At 38.4% G+C, this 19,536-nt stretch carries 25 protein-coding genes and 1 pseudogene; 14 read left to right on the forward strand and 12 right to left on the reverse strand.

Annotated elements, in window-relative coordinates:
* Window positions 1-36 precede the first annotated feature (36 nt).
* The 8 genes and pseudogenes from H5090_RS02485 (at window position 37) to H5090_RS02520 (ending at window position 4,272) form a co-directional block, all read left to right on the forward strand.
* Window positions 37-396 carry a hypothetical protein gene (locus H5090_RS02485; protein WP_182694953.1) on the forward strand — a complete coding sequence of 120 codons (360 nt, stop codon included), beginning with the start codon at window positions 37-39 and terminating at the stop codon, window positions 394-396.
* Between the two features lie 185 nt (window positions 397-581).
* Window positions 582-899 (forward strand): peptidoglycan-binding protein, encoded by a 318-nt coding sequence (locus tag H5090_RS02490; RefSeq protein ID WP_182694954.1) that lies wholly within the window; start codon window positions 582-584, stop codon window positions 897-899.
* Window positions 900-985: 86 nt separating this feature from the next.
* Window positions 986-1,360, forward strand: a complete 375-nt coding sequence (locus tag H5090_RS02495) for a lysozyme (protein WP_310736301.1) — start codon at window positions 986-988, stop codon at window positions 1,358-1,360.
* Window positions 1,354-1,806, forward strand: a complete 453-nt coding sequence (locus H5090_RS02500) for a hypothetical protein (RefSeq protein ID WP_182694955.1) — start codon at window positions 1,354-1,356, stop codon at window positions 1,804-1,806. Before H5090_RS02495 ends, H5090_RS02500 begins: the two co-directional genes overlap by 7 nt.
* Window positions 1,807-1,981: 175 nt before the next feature.
* Window positions 1,982-2,525 (forward strand): annotated as a pseudogene (locus H5090_RS02505) (transposase); the annotation flags it as partial.
* A 112-nt stretch (window positions 2,526-2,637) separates the two neighbouring features.
* Window positions 2,638-2,859 (forward strand): DUF6795 domain-containing protein, encoded by a 222-nt coding sequence (locus tag H5090_RS02510; RefSeq protein ID WP_182694956.1) that lies wholly within the window; start codon window positions 2,638-2,640, stop codon window positions 2,857-2,859.
* Between the two features lie 31 nt (window positions 2,860-2,890).
* The gene (locus H5090_RS02515) at window positions 2,891-3,742 is read left to right on the forward strand and encodes an immunity 49 family protein (protein ID WP_182694957.1); all 852 of its coding nucleotides are present in this window, start codon (window positions 2,891-2,893) and stop codon (window positions 3,740-3,742) included.
* A gap of 32 nt (window positions 3,743-3,774) precedes the next feature.
* The gene (locus H5090_RS02520; RefSeq protein ID WP_182694958.1) at window positions 3,775-4,272 is read left to right on the forward strand and encodes a DUF6795 domain-containing protein; all 498 of its coding nucleotides are present in this window, start codon (window positions 3,775-3,777) and stop codon (window positions 4,270-4,272) included.
* Window positions 4,273-4,321: 49 nt separating this feature from the next.
* On the opposite strand, the gene H5090_RS02525 is transcribed toward H5090_RS02520, so the two are convergent.
* On the reverse strand, window positions 4,322-5,101 hold the full coding sequence (locus H5090_RS02525; RefSeq protein WP_182695028.1) for a CLCA_X family protein: 780 nt from the start codon (window positions 5,099-5,101) through the stop codon (window positions 4,322-4,324).
* A 24-nt stretch (window positions 5,102-5,125) separates the two neighbouring features.
* Window positions 5,126-5,722 (reverse strand): tRNA-uridine aminocarboxypropyltransferase, encoded by a 597-nt coding sequence (locus H5090_RS02530; RefSeq protein ID WP_024597610.1) that lies wholly within the window; start codon window positions 5,720-5,722, stop codon window positions 5,126-5,128.
* Window positions 5,723-5,859: 137 nt separating this feature from the next.
* Between H5090_RS02530 and H5090_RS02535 the strand changes: the two genes are divergently transcribed.
* Together H5090_RS02535 and H5090_RS02540 are read left to right on the forward strand one after the other, a co-directional pair.
* Complete coding sequence (locus H5090_RS02535) at window positions 5,860-6,204, forward strand: Hpt domain-containing protein (protein WP_002959674.1); 345 nt, start codon at window positions 5,860-5,862, stop codon at window positions 6,202-6,204.
* Between the two features lie 367 nt (window positions 6,205-6,571).
* The gene (locus H5090_RS02540) at window positions 6,572-7,789 is read left to right on the forward strand and encodes a pyridoxal phosphate-dependent aminotransferase (RefSeq protein WP_024597609.1); all 1,218 of its coding nucleotides are present in this window, start codon (window positions 6,572-6,574) and stop codon (window positions 7,787-7,789) included.
* A 67-nt stretch (window positions 7,790-7,856) separates the two neighbouring features.
* On the opposite strand, the gene H5090_RS02545 is transcribed toward H5090_RS02540, so the two are convergent.
* From H5090_RS02545 to H5090_RS02560, 4 genes are read right to left on the reverse strand one after another with little or no spacing between them, the layout of a single operon-like run.
* On the reverse strand, window positions 7,857-8,324 hold the full coding sequence (locus H5090_RS02545) for a glycine zipper 2TM domain-containing protein (protein WP_002959676.1): 468 nt from the start codon (window positions 8,322-8,324) through the stop codon (window positions 7,857-7,859).
* 55 nt (window positions 8,325-8,379) lie between these two features.
* A complete protein-coding gene (lpoB, locus tag H5090_RS02550; RefSeq protein WP_007375407.1) occupies window positions 8,380-9,000 on the reverse strand; it encodes a penicillin-binding protein activator LpoB in 621 nt (206 codons plus the stop codon).
* Window positions 9,001-9,011: 11 nt separating this feature from the next.
* Entirely contained in the window at window positions 9,012-9,437 is a 426-nt protein-coding gene (locus tag H5090_RS02555) for a YcfL family protein (RefSeq protein WP_002959678.1), read from the reverse strand.
* An 8-nt stretch (window positions 9,438-9,445) separates the two neighbouring features.
* Window positions 9,446-10,810, reverse strand: a complete 1,365-nt coding sequence (locus H5090_RS02560; RefSeq protein WP_024595111.1) for a COG3014 family protein — start codon at window positions 10,808-10,810, stop codon at window positions 9,446-9,448.
* Window positions 10,811-11,035: 225 nt separating this feature from the next.
* On the opposite strand from H5090_RS02560, the gene H5090_RS02565 reads away from it, so the two are divergent.
* The 4 genes from H5090_RS02565 to H5090_RS02580 all read left to right on the forward strand — a co-directional run bounded on the left by H5090_RS02565 (window position 11,036) and on the right by H5090_RS02580 (window position 14,077).
* Window positions 11,036-11,494: a hypothetical protein gene (locus H5090_RS02565; protein ID WP_182694959.1), complete on the forward strand. Its 459-nt coding sequence runs from the start codon at window positions 11,036-11,038 to the stop codon at window positions 11,492-11,494.
* Window positions 11,495-11,565: 71 nt separating this feature from the next.
* Window positions 11,566-12,396, forward strand: coding sequence for a DUF692 domain-containing protein (locus tag H5090_RS02570; protein WP_182694960.1), 831 nt, complete (start codon window positions 11,566-11,568; stop codon window positions 12,394-12,396).
* Complete coding sequence (locus H5090_RS02575; RefSeq protein WP_182694961.1) at window positions 12,393-13,166, forward strand: DNA-binding domain-containing protein; 774 nt, start codon at window positions 12,393-12,395, stop codon at window positions 13,164-13,166. The genes H5090_RS02570 and H5090_RS02575 overlap by 4 nt, the downstream gene beginning before the upstream one ends.
* 41 nt (window positions 13,167-13,207) lie before the next feature.
* Window positions 13,208-14,077 carry a DMT family transporter gene (locus tag H5090_RS02580; protein WP_024595107.1) on the forward strand — a complete coding sequence of 290 codons (870 nt, stop codon included), beginning with the start codon at window positions 13,208-13,210 and terminating at the stop codon, window positions 14,075-14,077.
* A gap of 6 nt (window positions 14,078-14,083) precedes the next feature.
* On the opposite strand, the gene H5090_RS02585 is transcribed toward H5090_RS02580, so the two are convergent.
* The 6 genes from H5090_RS02585 to pta all read right to left on the reverse strand — a co-directional run bounded on the left by H5090_RS02585 (window position 14,084) and on the right by pta (window position 19,535).
* Window positions 14,084-14,782: a M15 family metallopeptidase gene (locus H5090_RS02585; protein WP_182694962.1), complete on the reverse strand. Its 699-nt coding sequence runs from the start codon at window positions 14,780-14,782 to the stop codon at window positions 14,084-14,086.
* On the reverse strand, window positions 14,782-15,912 hold the full coding sequence (dapE, locus tag H5090_RS02590; RefSeq protein WP_182694963.1) for a succinyl-diaminopimelate desuccinylase: 1,131 nt from the start codon (window positions 15,910-15,912) through the stop codon (window positions 14,782-14,784). Before dapE ends, H5090_RS02585 begins: the two co-directional genes overlap by 1 nt.
* Window positions 15,909-16,256, reverse strand: coding sequence for an ArsC family reductase (locus H5090_RS02595; RefSeq protein WP_165742933.1), 348 nt, complete (start codon window positions 16,254-16,256; stop codon window positions 15,909-15,911). The genes dapE and H5090_RS02595 overlap by 4 nt, the downstream gene beginning before the upstream one ends.
* A gap of 4 nt (window positions 16,257-16,260) precedes the next feature.
* Window positions 16,261-16,758, reverse strand: coding sequence for a PTS glucose transporter subunit IIA (locus H5090_RS02600; RefSeq protein ID WP_002959694.1), 498 nt, complete (start codon window positions 16,756-16,758; stop codon window positions 16,261-16,263).
* Between the two features lie 3 nt (window positions 16,759-16,761).
* Window positions 16,762-17,148: an ACT domain-containing protein gene (locus H5090_RS02605; protein WP_002959696.1), complete on the reverse strand. Its 387-nt coding sequence runs from the start codon at window positions 17,146-17,148 to the stop codon at window positions 16,762-16,764.
* 227 nt (window positions 17,149-17,375) lie between these two features.
* Complete coding sequence (gene pta, locus H5090_RS02610; protein ID WP_002959697.1) at window positions 17,376-19,535, reverse strand: phosphate acetyltransferase; 2,160 nt, start codon at window positions 19,533-19,535, stop codon at window positions 17,376-17,378.
* Between the last annotated feature and the right edge of the window lies 1 nt (window position 19,536).

Genomic DNA, 19,536 nt, shown 5'->3' on the forward strand with positions numbered 1-19,536 from the left:
AAGCTGTTGGCTCGTTAACTTTTAAAAAGGAATATCATGAGCCTTATTTTATGTAAAAAGCATGGTGAGGTAGGGTTAATTCCAACCGTATCTGCAATGTTATCTCGTGGGATAAAGGAAGAAACAGTCGAAGCGAGTGATGTTGGTATAGTTCATTTAAAGATATATGACGAGGGTGAGTTCTTAGAAGAAGATATATACTTTATACACCTCAAATACGATAACTTGAAAAGTAATTATATAATTCAAGATGAACAAGAATCTGAAGGCTTTTCGAATGAAATTAGAAGTGCTTTTTCAGGTGGAGGACACTGTGTTTATTGCTTTAAGGAATATATGGAGAAAATAAAATTTGATTTGAATAATCTTCCTTCACCATCAGGGTTAACAATTTAGGTTGAAATAGTAGACAGAATCATATTTTACACTCTGTAGAATAATGGGGAACAAATATAGTTAAACTAGCAACTAAGTCATTGACTTTAATAAATAACAAGGACTTCCACTTAGAGAGCAGCTGTTAATACAGCACTAAAATATTGTAATTATAAAATATAATACTAATGAAAAGGACTTTATTGATGTCATCAATAAGAATAACTCAATCTGTTGGATTGGGCGACACTAACAGTTTAAATGATGTAAAAACGGTACAAACGGCTTTGAATAAATTACTAAAACTTATTCCACTTACACAAGCTTTAGTCGTCGATGGTCGCTTACACCCTCGCCCAGATAGCTCTAAAACTATTGCCGCCATTAAATTATTTCAAAGTAAAGTATTAAACATTGTTCGTCCCGATGGAAAAATAGATCCTAATGGGCGTACACATCGAAAAATCAATGAAAAGCTAGCAGCTTCGACTAATGCTAATTTATCTATAGTATTCAGCACTTAGGGAGTTGACTTATTAAAGTCAATCGAGAGGTTTCGAAGAAAACCTTATGATGAGATGAAATTACTTCGTGGGTAGAGGGGGCAACTATAGGCTATGGCCATTTGATTGCTGAAAGTGATTGGCAAAAGTATAGTACCCCAATTACAGAAAGCGATGCTTTAACTCTATTTAAGAGTGATTTAGCTCCATTCGTTAACATAGTTAGACAACATGTAAAAGTACCACTAACTCAGCAACAGTTCGATGCACTAGTTCTGTTGGTTTTTAATATTGGTGATAACTTTAAATTTTCTTCTGTGTTAAAGCTTATTAATGATCCTACAGCGATTACATCTTATTCCAGCCTAGAGTTAGCGTGGAAAGCATGGAATAAATCTCAAGGTGAAGTTATGAAGGGATTAAATAATCGCAGAAATAGTGAGTGGAATATTTATACAAAAGGGATCTATAAAGGATGGTAAATAAAATTAAAGCAATTATCGTGTTATCCATGTTAGTGAGCGTTTCATCATGCTTTGCTATAGATAATCCTGATGCACCAGACTACGTTAATAATTTTTTAACTGAAGCAAAAGTGTACGAAGATAAGATATCCGAGTGTAATTGTGACTCTATTGAACTACGGGATCGATATGGTGATTTCAATATGTTTTTAGAAGAAAAATTATCACATGCAAAACGTTTAGTCGGACACTTTGTTAAGGGAGAAGCAAAGGAAAAGTTTCTTTCCTCTCAAGCAGCTTGGGAGATATTCTCTCAAAAAGAGAAAGAGTTTGTATCGGCTAATTGGACTAGAGAGAGCTTTGGTACTTCTTATTTATTATCTCGTTTAAATTACACTAATAGTATAAATAAACAGCGGGTAATTACTCTTTATTATTATGCGAAAAATTATCCAGCTTTATAAAGAATAGTCTTTGGAAAATAGATGCATCCATTTTAAATTTTTCAAAATAACCAAAAAATAGCAACGGCACCTACTTTAAATAGTGGGAAAACAAACAAGACACCCATCCTAATTTATACAGTTTGGCTAACTAAGTACTAGTTTTTTTCAGTGTAAAAAACAAGCAGGGTGTCTTATGGCAATCGTAAGAAAGCGTCAAGTAAGTTTGACTGATACAAAATATTACCACTGTACCTCGCGTTGTGTTCGGCGAGCTTTTTAGTGTAGTGAAGACTATTCTCTGGCAAGTATTACGCGCATCTCAGAGGCTGGGTTGAAGAAAAGTTACTTTGCTTGCCAAAGTGTTTTGTATTGACGTGTGTGCTTATGCAGTAATGAGTAACCACACCCATTTAGTGCTGTATTTAGATGATAAAAAAGCGAATCGATTAAATCACAAAGCGATTGTTATTCGCTGGCATAAGCTGTGTAAGGGCACCGAACTTACGCAAAAGGTCATGCAAGGTGAAGAGCTAAGTAAAGCTGAATCTATTTTTTAATCGAACGGTCAAATAGCATCGCGAGTAACTGAGAGGTATTATCTGGTTTATGCGTTTATTTAATGAAAACAAGATAGTAGAGCAAAAAATAAGGTAACGTTACAGGTTTCTTTTGGGAGCCAATTCAAATAGTAAGCACTATCAGATGAAGCTGCACTTGCTGCGAGTATTGCGCGAATTCAACATGATATGGCTAATAAGGTAACGGTTGAAAGTCATTTACTTTCACGTTTTTAATTAATAGTACTTATTTTAAATAATTAGAAATATAGGTAAGGAGGCCCAAACCACTATGTTTGGTTTAATAAAAAAATACAGTGTGCACATGTGCTCTGAAGTTAAAGGGATTATTACTTTAAACGGCAACCCTGTTGAAGGTGTTTTAATTAATCGTAGCCTTAAATTTGCACATAAAATTGAAAAAGAAGATCAGGTTATCACAGCTTCCGATGGCACGTTTTATATGCCAGAAGTTGTAGTTGAGTCAAAAATACCCGGTGATTTCAGAATTTGATATCGATTAATCAATAGTTGTAGGATAGCAAATGAAAGTTGAAAGAATATATAAACCTAAATTTGAAAATGTGTCGTTGGATGAGTGGCTAGAGTCTCCAAAGAGAAGAATAAAGAAAATTCCTGTTAATATATCAAAAAAAAGAGATAGTCTATTAAGGTTTTCAAGTTTGTATATTGATTTTTCTCGCTGGCTTACATGGGAAGTTCAAACACCCGAAATCGAAAGTGAGTCTGCAATGGGTTTACGTTATGCGTCAAAAATGTATGCTGCATTTTTGAAGCTTACAGAGCATCCAGAGCAAGACCTTACCTTTAAAATATTCGATTTACCTGAAGTAACTTGGAATGGTAAGGGAATGTTAGAGGCAGGTTATGCAAATCCTGCAGAGTGGCTTGACGCCTATTTTTTAGCTATGGTCACTCGCGATTCTGAAAGTATGAATAGCTTGGCGAGCTTCCCTGTTGAAGTTATGAAACAAAGTGCCACTAAGTCTGGCCTTGTCTCTTATAAATTAGTAGAGGTGTTTCAAGCTTATCATCACCGACAAGAGAATTATCCATCGCTACTTAATGAGGGCATGAAAATGGCGGTAGAGCAAGGTAATGACTGGGCATTAGGTATAGCGATGGGGTATTTAGAAACCTTTGCCGCACTTTCTACAGATATTGGCTTTGATTTTAATGAAACCCTTGCAAAAAATGTGCAGTTGCAAGAGAAGTACTGGATGAATGCAAGTGAACCAGACACTGTTCCGGTTGAATCATTCTTACCCATACAGTTACTAGGTATGGCATGCATGTGGCACGATATGGGTAATGAGGTAACGGTTGAAAGTGATTCACTTCCTCGTTTTTTAATTAATGGAACTTATTTTAAATAATTAGAAATATAGGTAAGGAGGCCCAAACCACTATGTTTGGTTTAATAAAAAAATATGACGTACACATGTGCTCTGAAGTTAAAGGGATTATTACTTTAAACGGCAATCCCGTTGAAGGTGTTTTAATTAATCGCAGCCTTAAATTTGCACATAAAATTGAAAAAGAAGATCAGGTTATCACAGCTTCCGATGGCACGTTTAATATGCCAGAAGTTGTTGTTGAGTCAAAAATTCCCGGTGATATGTTTTCCCATGAAGTTACTTATCAACTTATTACTGCAATTCATGGCGGTGAAGAGTATGAGCTTTGGAATAGTGAGCTACGTGGTATTGATGAGCCCGACGAGTACAAACAAAAGCTAAACAGTCTAAACGCTGATTTAGTATCACCTAATGTAGATTTTATATTTCCTAACCATGCTCATAAAAATTTAGATTTTTATGGCTCGACTATTTGTAGATGGGAAAGTGACTTTGAAATCTATGAAACTGAAGACGACGATACGAATTACTTTAAAGATTTTACATAATAAAAGGATATAATTAATACTGGGAAGTTTGTAGTGTGTCTGGTGAGGTTTAGGCTCTGTGAAGCGCAGTACCTAGTAGTTCAAAATAGTGGTTAAGCGCTTTATTTGTTTTATTAATATGCTGAGCATTTGGGTATATTAAATTACTGCTTTTTAAGCCTCCCACCAAAAAGCTATTTTTTATATATGTGTGGCCTTCAATACAGGCTTCAAAACACCGTGCTGCAAGCTCTTCGGGCATGCTCATATAATTCATATTGTGGGCTTTATCGTGTTCTATACACGTTTGTACAAAGTTATTTGCATCAATACCATCTTCATCTAAAAATACATGTTTATAAAAACTGTTCAAAGCATTATTAAGTGGATGCGATAAATTAGGCGTGTTTGAAAGCCATAATTTTGAGGCAAAACCAAAGCGGGGTTTTGCTGCAAATAAGTGCTCGCTTATATGATGATCAAACGCATGGAACCATTCGTGAGCAAGTGCACCACCGCCTGCATTTTTTGCAAGAGCAAGTGTTTGAGAGGCTGCATTATAATGAGCTTGCACGCCTTTTTGACCACCATGGCCAAATGCAAAGTTAAGCTTGCCGCGCAGGCCAATTGCTTTAGGTGGTAAATGCAGTATTTGCGCAAGGTCGGCCAGTGCATCGTAAATTAAATTGGCGCTAATGTAGCGCTCTTCTTTAGTTACCCATTTACCAATGACCATTGACCTAAAGCCGAAGGTATCTCTTATATCGCTAAAGTCGACTTGGTCGTCAAAGCGATAGTCGGGTCCTTGGCGAGTAAAGCCACGTTTTAGTCTGTTAGGGTAGTTACGCATTGCAAGTTTCATATAGTAACGAATTTAATCTAAGTAACGTGCTTTTACGTGCTCAGGCATGTGTTGGGTTTGTTTTTGTATTAATTCATTTAGCGCATTATAAAGTGGTGCGGGATTTAGCTGCTCTATTAAAAACAAACTATGCGCTACAGCTTCAAGTGTGGATAGGCTGTCGGCCCGAGGAGCTTTACGAATAGCATAACGATTTTTAGGTAGCTGTTTAAAACTGACCGTTTTAAATTGATTTAGTAATGTGGTGAGCTGCAAAATTTTGTAGACTTTTTTCCATGTGCCATCAACCACGATTAAATGGGTGATGTTTTTTACATTTGGCTGCTCAGTGTTATCGTCTAAATTTACAGCGTGTTCGTTAGGGTAGAGTAAAACAGTTGAGCTTACTGGCAGTGTTTTTAGTATGGAAAAGTCATCATTATTTTCGCCTTTGATTATTTGGCAATCAGTTAGGCATAAATTGAGTAGTTTAGCGGTATTTTTTGCTATTTTTTCTTCACTCGGGTGCTGTAGAATAATAACCGTAACTTTGTTGTTTATATTTGTAATTGCGTTGCAAATACAGGTGTTTATTGAAAAGTTACAATGATTACAAAGTGTGCGTGCCATTTAATAAACTTTTTGTTGCCAGTATGATCCTCGCAATTATACATTTATAAGGTAATTAAGTTGGTTTTTTTTACGCATCAATATAAAGTAGTACTATTAAACTGTAACTTACATGGATTGTTTTAAGGGCTTAAAATATGACAGAAATAAATATTGATACATCAGCATTAGAGAGTATGGAATCGTTATTGGGTGAGCAGTTTGCTGATACACTTGATTTTTGCTGCTCAGAGTTTGAACGTTTGGGCTCAGAAGTGTTAGCAACCATTGGTAAAGATAAAGAAGCAGCTATTCGCCACTCCCATAGCTTAAAATCGAATGCGGCGCAGTTTGGAGCTTCAAGCCTTGCTGAAGTATCGCGTGTTATTGAACAAAATTTAAACCTAGATAACTTAGCTGAAGCTATCGACGCATCTAATAGCTTAATGGCTCAAGTAACAGGCTCTCAAGCTAAGCTAAATGAATGGTTAGCATCTCGTTAATTATTGAAGCCGAAACGTGAATTTATTTCAGTATTAAGCACCTAAATTGACTGGCATTTTACGCCTTTACTAGGTTAGTCTAAAGACTCACTAGGGCGTGTTGATCTTTCGGGATTGAATTTGCAACGAGTGTCTGGTTTTTAGGTTAGGCAGAGCCTATGCAGTGTGGTTTTTCCACATAAATAGGCGATAACAACACATAAAATCCAAACACGCATTGCCCAGAGGGTTCTTCCTAGGGGCTATTTTCTCTTTGTTACTCAATTTTTACTTAGCCCACTAGGTTACAAATCTCGCGCCGCGATTAAATCGCCCCTAGGTTGAACAAATTTAATCCATAAAGTCAATACGCCCTAAAGAGGTAAAAATGTCTGATATTAAAAAGAGTCACAAATTAGAAGGTGTATGTTATGACATTCGTGGGCCGGTTTTAGCACAAGCTAAAAAAATGGAAGACGAAGGTCAAAAAGTATTAAAATTGAATATAGGTAATCCAGCTGCTTTTGGTTTTGATATGCCAGAAGATATGCACCGCGATATTATCCGCAACTTATATTCAGCCCAAGGTTACTGTGACTCTAAAGGCCTCTATTCAGCCCGCGTGGCTATTTATCAGCACTACCAACAACGTGGATTACATAATTTAGATGTAGATAGTATCTATATTGGTAATGGCGTAAGCGAACTTATTCAGATGATCACCCAAGCGCTATTAAATAATGGCGATGAAGTGCTTATTCCAGCTCCAGATTATCCACTTTGGACTGCTTCTGTCACATTATCGGGTGGTAATCCGGTGCATTATTTATGTGATGAAGAGCAAGATTGGTTTCCGGATATTGCAGATATAAAAAGCAAAATAACGTCTAAAACTAAAGCTTTGGTATTAATTAATCCTAATAATCCGACAGGTGCGGTTTACAGTGATGATTTGTTAATGCAATTAATTGATATAGCGCGTGAACATAAACTGCTGTTATTGAGCGATGAGATTTACGAAAAGATTTTATACGATGGTATAACGCATACTTCAATCGGCTCACTGTGTGATGATGTACCAATCATTACTTTTAATGGTTTAGCAAAAACCTACCGTGCAGCGGGGCTAAGAATGGGGTGGATGGTTCTAAGCGGTCGTACCTCGGTAATGGATGATTTACGCAAAGGTCTTGAAATACTTTCATCTATGCGTTTGTGCGCCAATGTACCTGCGCAATATGCAATTCAACAAGCGTTGGGCGGCGTGCAATCAATTGATAATTTAATTAACCCAGGCGGGCGCTTATACGAGCAGCGCGATATAGCATGGCGCGGGTTAAACGCTATTGAAGGCATTAGTTGTAAAAAACCTAAAGGCGCGCTTTATGCGTTTGCCAAAGTAGATACAGCACTTTTTAACGTTAAAGATGATGAAAAGATGATGTACGATTTGCTAAAAGCCGAAAAAATATTACTTGTACATGGCAGGGCGTTTAATTGGCCCGAGCCGGATCATTTTAGATTGGTATTTTTACCAAGCAAAGATGATTTATCGGATGCGATGTTAAAAATGAAGCGTTTTTTTAAAGACTATCGCCAAGTATAGTTATTTAAAAAGTAAAAAAACGAGCCAAATTTGGCTCGTTTTTTTACTTTAGTCATGAATATATTGGCTAGTACGCTTTATCTACACGCACCGTGTTGTCGTTCAAGTACACTAATCTTACATTATCGCCTTTGCTAAAGCGCATTGATTGGTCTTGATCTTGAACAACCATAAACTGGTCGCCGTTTTCAACTTGTATTAATAACTCTACAAAATGATTTTGCTGATAATGACTTTGCTGCTGCCTATTGTGTGCAACACTGCCGCCAATTACCGAGCCTAATATTGTTGCTACTGTGCGGCCGCTACCGCCACCAAACTGGTTGCCTACAACACCACCGAGTAATGCACCGCCGAAGGTTTTCCAGCCGTTGTTTTTGTCTTGAATGATTTCTTGTTCGGTAATATTGCGTACCGATTTTACGTCACCAAATAAAACTTGCTGCACAGGGACTGCTTTATTGCGCTCGTATTGAGCAAAAGTTGGCGCGCTCACACTAAGTAGGGCACACATTATTAATATTATAGCTTTCATAATAATCTCCTATTGGTAGCCTTTATGGGCTTATTAGCCCGTAAAGGCTTAGTAACTACCAACCAAATGTCGATTTTTCTTTAGTTTTACGAATTTCAGTTTCGTCAGCCCATTCAACTAGGCCGCTTTCCATATCCATTAAACGCATCGTAAATTTATAGTATACGTCTGATTTATCGGCATTTGATTTAACTATGCTCGATAAATTTCCGTATAACATATATTGCGCGCCAATTTGTTTACCAAATGCAACGGCTGTTGCAGGGTTAACCAGGGCATCTTCGTTTTGAAACGTTAATTGCTCACGTACTGACTCAACACGCGTCATATCTACAAAACGGAACTTACCACTGCGTAGCATTTGCGTTGAGATTGAATCGGTGATTGATTCAGTATCAATGTGCTCACTAGTTTTATTTTTAATACGCTCAACAAATACTACGGGGCGTTTATTAGCGGTCATTGTGCCAACAACGGGTGAGCTGAGTAATGAATCGGTCATTTGGCTCGCTACTTTTTGTAAGTCGGTAGAGCCAAAATTAATATCGGTTGTTTCTACTGCTTGTGCGTCGCCATAACTTACTACGGCTTTATTAGCACAGCCACTTAATACTAAAGCGCTCAGGCCAACTAAAGCGTAAGTTGATGCTGTTTTAAATTTGTTACTGATGATCATGGTTGTTTCCTTTAATCTTTAAATTCTTGTGATTCGGTAGACACTTCTCTTACTGCTAAAGAAAAGGTAACCGCATCAGAGCTCGGTGCTAAGCCCGGTAATTGTGTTTTTGCAAAACCAAATAAGGTGAGTGCTTGCCAAGGTGAGTGGTTGCCTTTAATAACAAAGCCGTCTTTATCAAACCAATTAAATTGATACTGTAAATACTGTGATTTTTTATACTGGCTCGAAAGTGTCACTACCACATCGGTTAACTGGTTGGTTTGACGTGTTTTCACATCAGTAATGGCCAGCTTTTTACCAAGCTCTGGGTTATCTACACGTAATTGCTCATTAAACTGGTTTTTATTTTGTTCAACAGAAATACCCGATGTAACCGGTTGGCTGGAACATGCACTGAGCATTAAGGCTGCTAATAATGGCGCTATGTATTTCATGATGGCTCCTAAAGTTGAACTACGTGGTAATTAAAGTAGTTATTAATAGAGGTTAAGTAAATTAACGTTAACCCTTGCTTACTAATGGTAAAATTTATGGGTGCTTGTGTGCCTATATGCACAGAATGCTCACCTGTATTTAGGCTTTGCCTTGCGACACTTATTTGATTTGGAAGTGTAAGCCAGCTGCGTGTATCAGCTTGCTCAGACGCCAAATTATAAATATTAGCAAGTATGTTACCTACATCACCGGCACTGCGAGCAAGTTCTGCCCGTACTTTCTCTTTGGCTACTAATCTGAGTACTTGGCGAGCGACTTTTGCAGGTATTTGATCTTCTAGAGTTTTAGCTGCAAGTGCCTCAATGTGTACCAGTGGGCTAAGCGCCAAGCTTTGTGCATCTATATTTATATTGTTAAGGCGGCGCACATAGGCATTATCTTTATATACCGGCATCGCCAAGCTGTAAAAGCGTGCATCGCCACGTGATGAATAAATTGGCAAGCGCAGTTTAAATTCATCTTGTTTTGGTACTAATCCTTGTTCAAATAAAACAATTACTTCGCCTTGTGATGAAGAAATAGTGGGCGTATCGCCAAAGCGTTTTTTAAATTCATTTAGATCTTGGTCAAACCCTTGTTTTTTAGCAAGGCGCATCACATCTTGCTGTAAATAAATATTGTTAGGTTGTATAGCCAATGCTTTTTTATAATCGATATAGGCGTCGTCGTATTGTTTAGCACTTTGGTAAAGCAAAGCAGATAAGTAAAATGTGTAGGCATTTTGAAAGCCATTTTTTATGTTTCTGGTTACATTGCTCATGCTTGGGTAGTGTTGCTGAGCTTCTTTAACGGTTGAGTCTACTTCTGCTTCATTCTCGCTAAGCGCATCAACTTGTACTTTATTAGCTCGGCGAATTTCGACCAATGCGCCTTCAACATCATTTTTATACACGTAGTTAAGTGCTTTATAACTATGAAGCATGCTCATTTCGTAAGCGGGTGGCACATAAGTTATTGCTGAGTCGTTGGTAAATAAAGCGTTACTTTGTTCAAGGCCCGCACTAACTTGTATTTTGGCGGCTTCACGCTTTTTTTGCATTTGCGTATACACGTTCTCAAATTTACTTTGTGCATCATCTGGTGTATTTGCTAAGTCGTTTAAACGAGCTTGCTCAAGTTGGTTGAGTAAGTAGCTGCTGTGCAGGGTGCTATTATTAGCAATAAGGGATTGCGCTTCTTCGATGTTGTTTTTCTCGATCGCATTTCTTATTGGTGTCATTTGTGTGGCATAGTCATTAAATAGGTCATTAAAACCCATTGTGCTACACCCACTTAAAATAAAACAAAAGCTTAAAATTATACTGCGGCGCACTGAGCACTCCTCTTAATTTACCTGTATACATTAACATACTATTTTTAGCTAAATGTGTGAAATATTGTAAAAAATCGTAGAGTAAAACTGCCTGCTAATAAAGAAATATAAAGTGACATTAGTGAACAAAGTGTGAATTTTTTTTGGTTTATTATCACTCCACTGAAATAGTATTTTCGCTTTAGCGGTCTTGCTAAGAGTTATATCACTTAGAGGAATTAAAAAATGAAAAAGTTTACAGGTGCAGCAATGGCTGTAATGGTAGCAGGTTTAGTTGGTTGTAATGCAACAGAGGCAGAAACGGCAACATCAAGTGCAGTTGCTAGTAATGGCGCAACAACTGATTTAGTTCATTGTTATGATGCGAATGTATGTGGTGGCGATAACGATTGTAAAACAGCTGAGAATGCATGTGCAGGTCAAGCGTCATGTAAAGGGACTGGTTTTGTAGCAATGCCTGCAAAATCATGTGCTGACGTTGGCGGTACAGTAAAAGATAAATGGGTTGGCAGTGTAGCTAAAGCAGATTTAGTACATTGTAACGATGTAAATGTGTGTGGCGGTCATAACGATTGTAAGACTGCTAATAATGCTTGTGCTGGACATGCATCATGTAAAGGCACCGGTTTTGTATCAATGCCTGCAAAAGCATGTGGTGATATTGGTGGTTCTGTAGGTAGCTAATACCAATTTATCGAACGCATAAAATAAGCCTGAACGATGTGTTTTTTTATTCAGGCTTATTAAGGAAGTTTATGACAAATCGTTTTTTAGGTTTTGGTTTAGGACTGAGAGCCCCGCATTTTGAGCAAATTATTTCAGAGAAACCAGCTGTAGATTGGTTTGAAATTATCTCAGAAAACTATTTTGTAGCCGGTGGAAAACCTTGGCATTATTTAAATAAAATAAGAGCAGATTATCCGATTGTTATGCATGGGGTATCAATGTCGATTGGTAGTATTGACCCTATTAATAAGGACTACTTAAATCAGTTAAAAAACACAATTGCGAGGGTTGAGCCGCAGTGGGTGTCTGATCATTTATGTTTTACCCAAGTGGGCGGTATTAATAGCCACGATTTACTACCAATGCCTTACACCCCAGAAGCGCTTGATCATTTAGCAAATAAGATTTCTCAAGTTCAGGACTACCTAGGGCGCGAAATGATTTTTGAAAATGTATCGAGCTATTTAACCTATAACGATTCACAAATGAGTGAATGGGAATTCTTAGCGCAATTACATAAGCAAACAGGCTGTAAGTTTTTAATGGATGTAAATAATGTTTATGTAAGTGCACGAAATCACGACTTTAATGCAATGGATTATTTATCGGCTATTCCGAGTACTGCTATTGCGCAAATTCACTTAGCAGGACATCAAGACTTTGGTACGCATATTATAGATACGCACGATGAAGATGTTCCCTATGCGGTGTGGGACTTATATGCTCAGTATGCAAAAACATTAAATCCGGTAAGTACCATGATTGAACGCGATGATAATATTGGCTCCCTTGATGATTTAATTACTGAGCTTGAGCATGCTAAAGCGCTAGTGAAACCATTTTGGGATGTAAGATCATGAGTGATTTAGCAAAGCTGCAACAACAGTTTATGGATTTACTGCAAGGAGAAAGTTCGGATATTAGCGAGCAAATTGCGCAGCAAGGGCAGTTAAATACACAACAGCGACTCTCTATTTATCAAAGCGCTTATAAAATTCGCTTAAGAGCCGTGATTGAGCAAGATCACGAACAGCTGGGCATTTACTTAGGTGATGATTTATTTGAGATGATGGTTGATGGTTATTTAGCTTTATATCCTTCAACTCATACGTCACTACGAATTTTTGCAGAGCAACTACCAGATTATTTAGCCGCTAATACTCCTTTTAGTGATTACCCCATACTTGCAGATATAGCCAAATTTGAACGACTATTACTAAGTACTTTTGATGCAAGCGATAAAACATTACTTAATGTATCAGAGCTTGAAAGTATTGAACCTCAACAATGGCCAAATTTACTATTAAAATTACATCCAAGTGTACAGTTAGTTGCGTTTAATACGTTGGCGGTTGAAAGTTGGCAGGCAATAAAACAAAAGCAAACACCGCCAGAGCCAAGAGTCTCAGAACCTCGCTTTTGGGTTGTAGCACGTGATGCTCAAAGACGTACACAGTATTTAAGCGTTAATGCACAAGAATATCGCTTACTGAGTTTATTAAAACAAAACACACCCTTTGCACAGTTATGTCAATCCTGTTTAAATGAACTCCCTGGTGAGCAAATCGCTGGGTTTTTAATTACTAAAATTAATCAATGGCTTGAACGTGGTTGGTTAATTAGCGAGTGAGTTAAAACAATATAGTTATTTTTCGTTGCGAAGGAATTTTTTTGAAAGCCACCATATACACATTAATTGCTTTAATTGCGTTTGCCGCAAATTCTCTTTTTTGCAGAATGGCCTTAGCAGAAGGTTATATAGATGCTTGGAACTTTACTGTTATTCGCTTACTTAGTGGGGCTGCATGTTTGGGCATTATAATGGCTATTTATACCCATAATTTAAAACGTAAAGGCACATTCAATCCCGCTATTTTAAGTGACAGAGGAAGCTGGCGAAGCAGTATTAGCCTGCTTGTTTACGCGCTTTGTTTTTCGATTGCCTACGTAGAGCTAGATACCGGTACCGGTGCACTAATTTTATTTTCCGCTGTGCAACTTACTATGATTGGCTGGGGTATTTATCAAAAAGAGCAATTAAGCGTACTTCAGTGGTGTGCATTTATAGTGGCGTTATCTGGTTTTGTATATTTAATGCTGCCATCTGCAGCTGTGCCTTCATTATTAGGTGCATCACTTATGGCACTCAGTGGTGTGGCATGGGGTATATACAGTATTCGCGGTAAAGTGTGCGTATCGCCACTGCGTACTACTGGGTTTAACTTTATAAGAAGCTTAGTTGCTATCCCTGTTTTATTACTTGTAGGTATGAGTTATTTAAAAAATATGAGTATTGAAGGGGTGTTACTTGCGTGTGCCTCGGGGGCAATAGCGTCTGGAGTTGGTTATAGTGTTTGGTATGTAGCAATGCCACTACTTAAAAGTACCCAAGCTGCGGTTGTGCAACTTTGTGTGCCGGTACTTGCTGCCATTGCTGGTGTTATGTTTTTATCAGAGCAGGTAACAATTGAGTTTATAGTAGCAAGCTCGTTAATATTAGGGGCCGTGCTGGTGTTTATTTTAAATAAAAAGAAGGCTTAATAAAACCTAACCTTCTTTTAGGTGTGGGCTTACGTTTGTTACAAAGCGTTTATAAATAGCAGGTAAGTTATCAAGTATTGCCTGCTTACCCTGTAGTTCACTGTTTTTTATGCACTCAAAAAGTACTTGCTCGCTAAGTTTATTCACTAATAATTGTGATTGCTTAATATGGCTTATATGCCAAAGCTCAGGTGCTACGCCACCTAAATCATGCTGGTAAGGGCGATAAAAACCAAATTTAACTAAGTTAGAATCAAGCCAATTACTTAAAGGTGCGAACGGCCCACCTTGCAAGTATTCATCAGGTGTTAGCTGTAGCTTATAATCATCACTGACCGCAGCTTTATCAAACACATCTAAGTCAGTCCCTAAATGGTGTCTGCTTGCGCCAGGTAGTGCAGAGTAGAGCATTATTGCTATGCATTTATCTACATCATTTAATTTAGTTAAATTTACAACCTTTTGCTGTTTATTATAAACAGGTCGAATACCTAAAAACTTATTATTCCAAATAATTGACTGGCGTTCAAAGTCGCGAAAACTTGAGGCAATAGTAAGATCAAATCCCGCTTTTTGAGCTGCACTTTGCAGCGCTAAAAAGTCGCTAATAATAGCGCTGTGCAAGCGATGATTTTGTATGTCAGTTAAATGTGTATCACTTTGCCCTGTGATACACATTATCGATGTTGGTTTAGTTACATCCATTATGCTAAAAGTTGCTCTAGTATTTGCTCGTAAATGTCGGTAAGGGCTATTAAATCATCGGTACTTACGCATTCATCTACTTTATGAATAGTTTCGTTACGTGGGCCAAGTTCAATTACTTTAGCACCTGTTTGTGCAATAAAGCGACCATCTGATGTGCCGCCGGTAGTTTCTAGGTTTGTGGTTAAACCGGTTACTGATTTAATCGCTTTTACTGTGGCATCAACAAGTGGGCCGTGCTCGGTAATAAAAGGTAAGCCATTTACTATCCAGCTTAATTCATAATTTAAGTTATGCTTTTGTAGTATGTCATTTACACGTTGTTGTAATTGCTCATGTGTTACTTGCGTGCTAAATCTAAAGTTAAACTGTACTTCTAGCTCACCCGGGATCACGTTGCCTGCACCTGTGCCGCCATTAATATTTGAAATTTGAAAGCTGGTAGCAGGGAAGTATTCATTTCCGTTATCCCACACCGTTTGGCTAAGCTCAGTAAGGGCAGGGGTTGCTAGGTGAATTGGGTTTTGTGCTAAATGTGGATAGGCGACATGCCCTTGTACACCCTCAACGGTTAAAAAAGCGGTAAGTGAACCTCTGCGGCCATTTTTAACAACATCACCTAATACATCTCGTGATGAAGGCTCGCCTACTAGGCACATATCAATTTTTTCACCGCGCGCCTCTAGCGTATCAATTACACGGGTAGTCCCGTTTATAAACGGGCCTTCTTCGTCAGAGGTTATTAAAAAAGAAATTGAGCCTTTATGATCTGGATGTTTAGTAACAAACCGCTCGGTTGCAACAAGCATTGCAGCTAACGAGCCTTTCATATCGGCAGCGCCGCGCCCATGTAATAAACCGTCTTTTATTAATCCTGAAAACGGCGGGTGTTGCCAATTTTTCTCTGGGCCTGTTGGCACAACATCAGTGTGGCCTGCAAAACAAAAATGCGGTGATTGTGTGCCTTTTCGAGCCCATGTATTTAATGTGTCGGTAAAAAATAATGACTCAATATTAAAACCAACCGCAGCAAGGCGGTCGTTCATCATCTGTTGGCAGCCAGCATCCTCGGGCGTTACTGACTCACGTTGTATTAGTGCTTGGGCGAGTTTAATTACATCATCTTTCATGATTTAAATATCTCATCGTATTGAGCTGCTTTAAAACCTAAATGGTAACTGCCATTGTTAATAAGTACTGGGCGTTTGATCATTGCAGGTTGGTCAACTAACAATGGGATAGCACTTTCTTTAGTCAAACTCTGTTTTTGCTCATCAGTTAGTGCGCGATAAGTTGTGCCACGTTTATTAACAAGCTGTTCCCAATCGAGTTTATCTGCAAAATCACTTACCATTTGCTCATCTACGCCATCTTTGCGGTAATCATGAAACGTAAATTCGATGTTGTTGTCGGCTAAGTATTTTTTTGCTTTTTTTATCGTGTCGCAATTGCTAATACCGTATAGAGTGATCATAAATTTAGTTCTTCTTAATAATAGTTAATAAGGTATCTACATCCGCATTTACATGCGAATGTGAGTAATGAAATGTGCCGAGATTATGGCCGTTAAGTAAGATTAAACTGGCCAGCATAGGCGTTTCTAGTTCGCGTAAATCAAAATAAGCGAGGCGCTGGCCTTTACTTATTTCACTACCATTTAATTGTGCAATATGAGTATGTGTAATTGATTGCGAACCGGTAATAGTTAAGTTGATTAAAACTTTTAAACCATTTTTAGCCTGTAAAATAAACTCAGTACCTGCGTTTTTTACTTGTAATAACGTGCCATCAAACGGGGCTAAAATTTTGTGGCTACTGAGCTTTACAGTAATACCAGGACCGAGAATACCAAACCTAAAAATAGGTTCGGGGTGTTCTTGAAGCGGTATTACTTTACCTGTAAATGGGCTTGTAATAAGGATGGCACTGCGGGGCGTTTTATTGAGTGCTAGATATTCAATTGTTTGTGCTTTCATATGCTATTGGGCCACCACGTTGTAACCATCTTTTTTTAAGGCATTAAGTGCTAGTGAGGCTGTTTGCTTTTTTACTAAAATATAATCGGTATCGTAGGTTGAGATTGAAAAAATAGAAATTTTAGCGCGTGCTAATACACCAGATATATTAGCCATTATTCCGGTCAGCGAAAAACCAAGTGGGCCAACCACCTCAAGTGCTTGCCAATCAGATTCGGTATCTAAACTCTCTATTTCAAAGCTACTAGGGCAAACGATAGATAGTTCATCCTGGGTTTTAGATATAAAAAATAAAGGAAGCTTTAGTAGCGCCGCAGGTATATCGGCGTCAACATCTAAACTGTGAATAGATAAAACCGTGCTGTGTAATTGTAATGTTTGTTTTGACATTAAACGCCTGCGATACAGCATTATTGATAGCTTTATAGTATAGATTATTGCCTTCAAGTTAAAGGTGTAAGCGTGACTAAAATGAGCATTTGGAAGTGGGTTTTAATAGAGATTAAAAACTTACCCACAATTTCTGTGGATAAGTATGGGGGTTGCAGGGTATAAATATCCTAACTAGTTAATTATTAAATAAATAATAGCTAGGCTATAAAAAGCACACGTTGTGTTTAATGTGCTATTAGCGCTTCTGCTTGGGCTGCCTGAATTGCAGTTAAGGCGATTGTATACACAATATCATCAACTAATGCACCACGGCTCAAGTCGTTTACGGGTTTGCGCATACCTTGAAGCATAGGGCCGATACTTATTAAGTCGGCACTGCGTTGTACTGCTTTATATGTTGTATTACCTGTATTTAAATCTGGGAATATAAATACAGTCGCTTTACCAGCTACAGGGCTGTTAGGTGCTTTTTTAAGTGCTACATTTTCCATTATAGCGGCATCGTATTGTAGTGGGCCGTCGATAATTAAATCAGGACGTTTTTGTTTTGCTATTTTTGTGGCTTCACGTACCTTTTCAACATCGGCACCCGTACCTGATGTACCCGTGCTATAGCTTATCATTGCTACACGTGGCTCTATGCCAAATGCAGCTGCAGAGTCGGCAGATTGAATCGCTATATCAGCAAGTTGTTCAGCATTAGGGTCGGGGTTTATAGCACAGTCACCGTAAACTAACACTTGGTCAGGTAGCAGCATAAAAAATACGGAAGATACCAGCGATGATCCTGGCGCTGTTTTAATTAACTGCAGGGGCGGGCGAATTGTATTGGCAGTGGTATTAACCGCGCCCGATACTAAACCATCTACTTTACCTTGCTCAAGCATCATTGTGCCAAGTACGACGTTATCTTGTAGTTGCTCTTGTGCTACTACAGCAGTTAGGCCTTTGCTTTTACGAATTTCGACCATAGGCGCAATATAATCATTTATAATACTTTTTGGCTCGATGATACTTACATGTTCGTTTAGCTCAATACCTTGCTGCTGTGCAATACGCATTATTTCTTCGCGATCGCCAAGCAATATAGTTTTAGCAATGCCACGTTGACCACAAATAGCAGCCGCTTTAATTGTACGAGGTTCATTCCCTTCTGGTAATACTACGGTTTTATCTGCTTTACGTGCTTTATCGGTTAATAAATAACGAAATGCAGGTGGTGATAACTTACGCGTTTTGCCTACACTTTGAGCTAGAGTATCGAGCCAGCTTGAATTGATATGTTCTGCGTTGTGATCTTTTACTTTTTCAATGCGTTGGTCATCATCATTTGGTACTTCCATATTAAAGTTATGCAGTAATAGTGATGTGCGCCATGTGTCAGCATCGGTTGCGAGTATTGGTAAACCGGTTTGCATAGCTTGTTCACACAAAGCCATAATACGTGGCTCTGGCTCAAAGCCACCGGTGAGTAATATAGCGCCAAGTTTAGTGCCGTTCATAGCAGATAAACACGCAGCAACAAGTATGTCAGAGCGATCGCCCGGTGTTACTAATAAAGCACCTGGCGTAAAATAATTTAAAATATTAGAAACCGTACGAGCGCAAAAAGTGATACGACGCAGGCGACGATGAAGCATATCGCCTTCGTTAATTATTGTTGCTTTTAAATACGCGCTTAAGTCTTTTACGCGTGGCGCTACTAAGTCAAAATCCCACGGGATTGCGCCAAGCAACATAAACGGATTTTTTTTAAAAATAGGTAAAGACGCTAAACGATTTAACTCGTTTTCAAGCTCTTCGGGTTTGTAAGCGTCGACTAAATCGGCGCGTGCACGGCCTTCTTCATCAAGTGGCGCATTTACTTTATTAAAAATACAGCCCAGTACACGAGGATGATCGATTCCACCGTAATTACCTGCTGCAATTTCTAGGCGGTCTTCTATTTGAGTAATGGTGTAATTACCAGGGGTAAGTACAAATACAATTTCAGCGCCGAGTGTTTGCGCAATTTCGCGGTTTACACGCCCAGCATAAGGTTGGCGACGAGTAGGCACCATACCTTCAATAATAGCTACTTCATCGTCGTTTATTTTACTTTCAAAGCGTTCAACAATTTCCTCTAGTAGATCATCACCTTTACCGTCGCCAATCATTTGCTCAGCATAATCAAGAGCAAAAGGGGTGGGTGGGTTAATAGGTGAACCTTGAGTGACTATTTGTGTTGATTTTTCAGGACCTGTTTCGCCTGAACGAGGCTGAGCGATGGGTTTAAAAAAGTTAACTTTAACTGTTTTTTGCTCAAGAGCGCGAACTAAACCAACGGATACCGACGTTAAACCCACACCGGTAGACACAGGAATTAACATAATACGACGTGCCATA

It is taken from the genome of Pseudoalteromonas sp. SR43-5 (genome assembly GCF_014163835.1).
Classification (GTDB): domain Bacteria; phylum Pseudomonadota; class Gammaproteobacteria; order Enterobacterales; family Alteromonadaceae; genus Pseudoalteromonas; species Pseudoalteromonas distincta.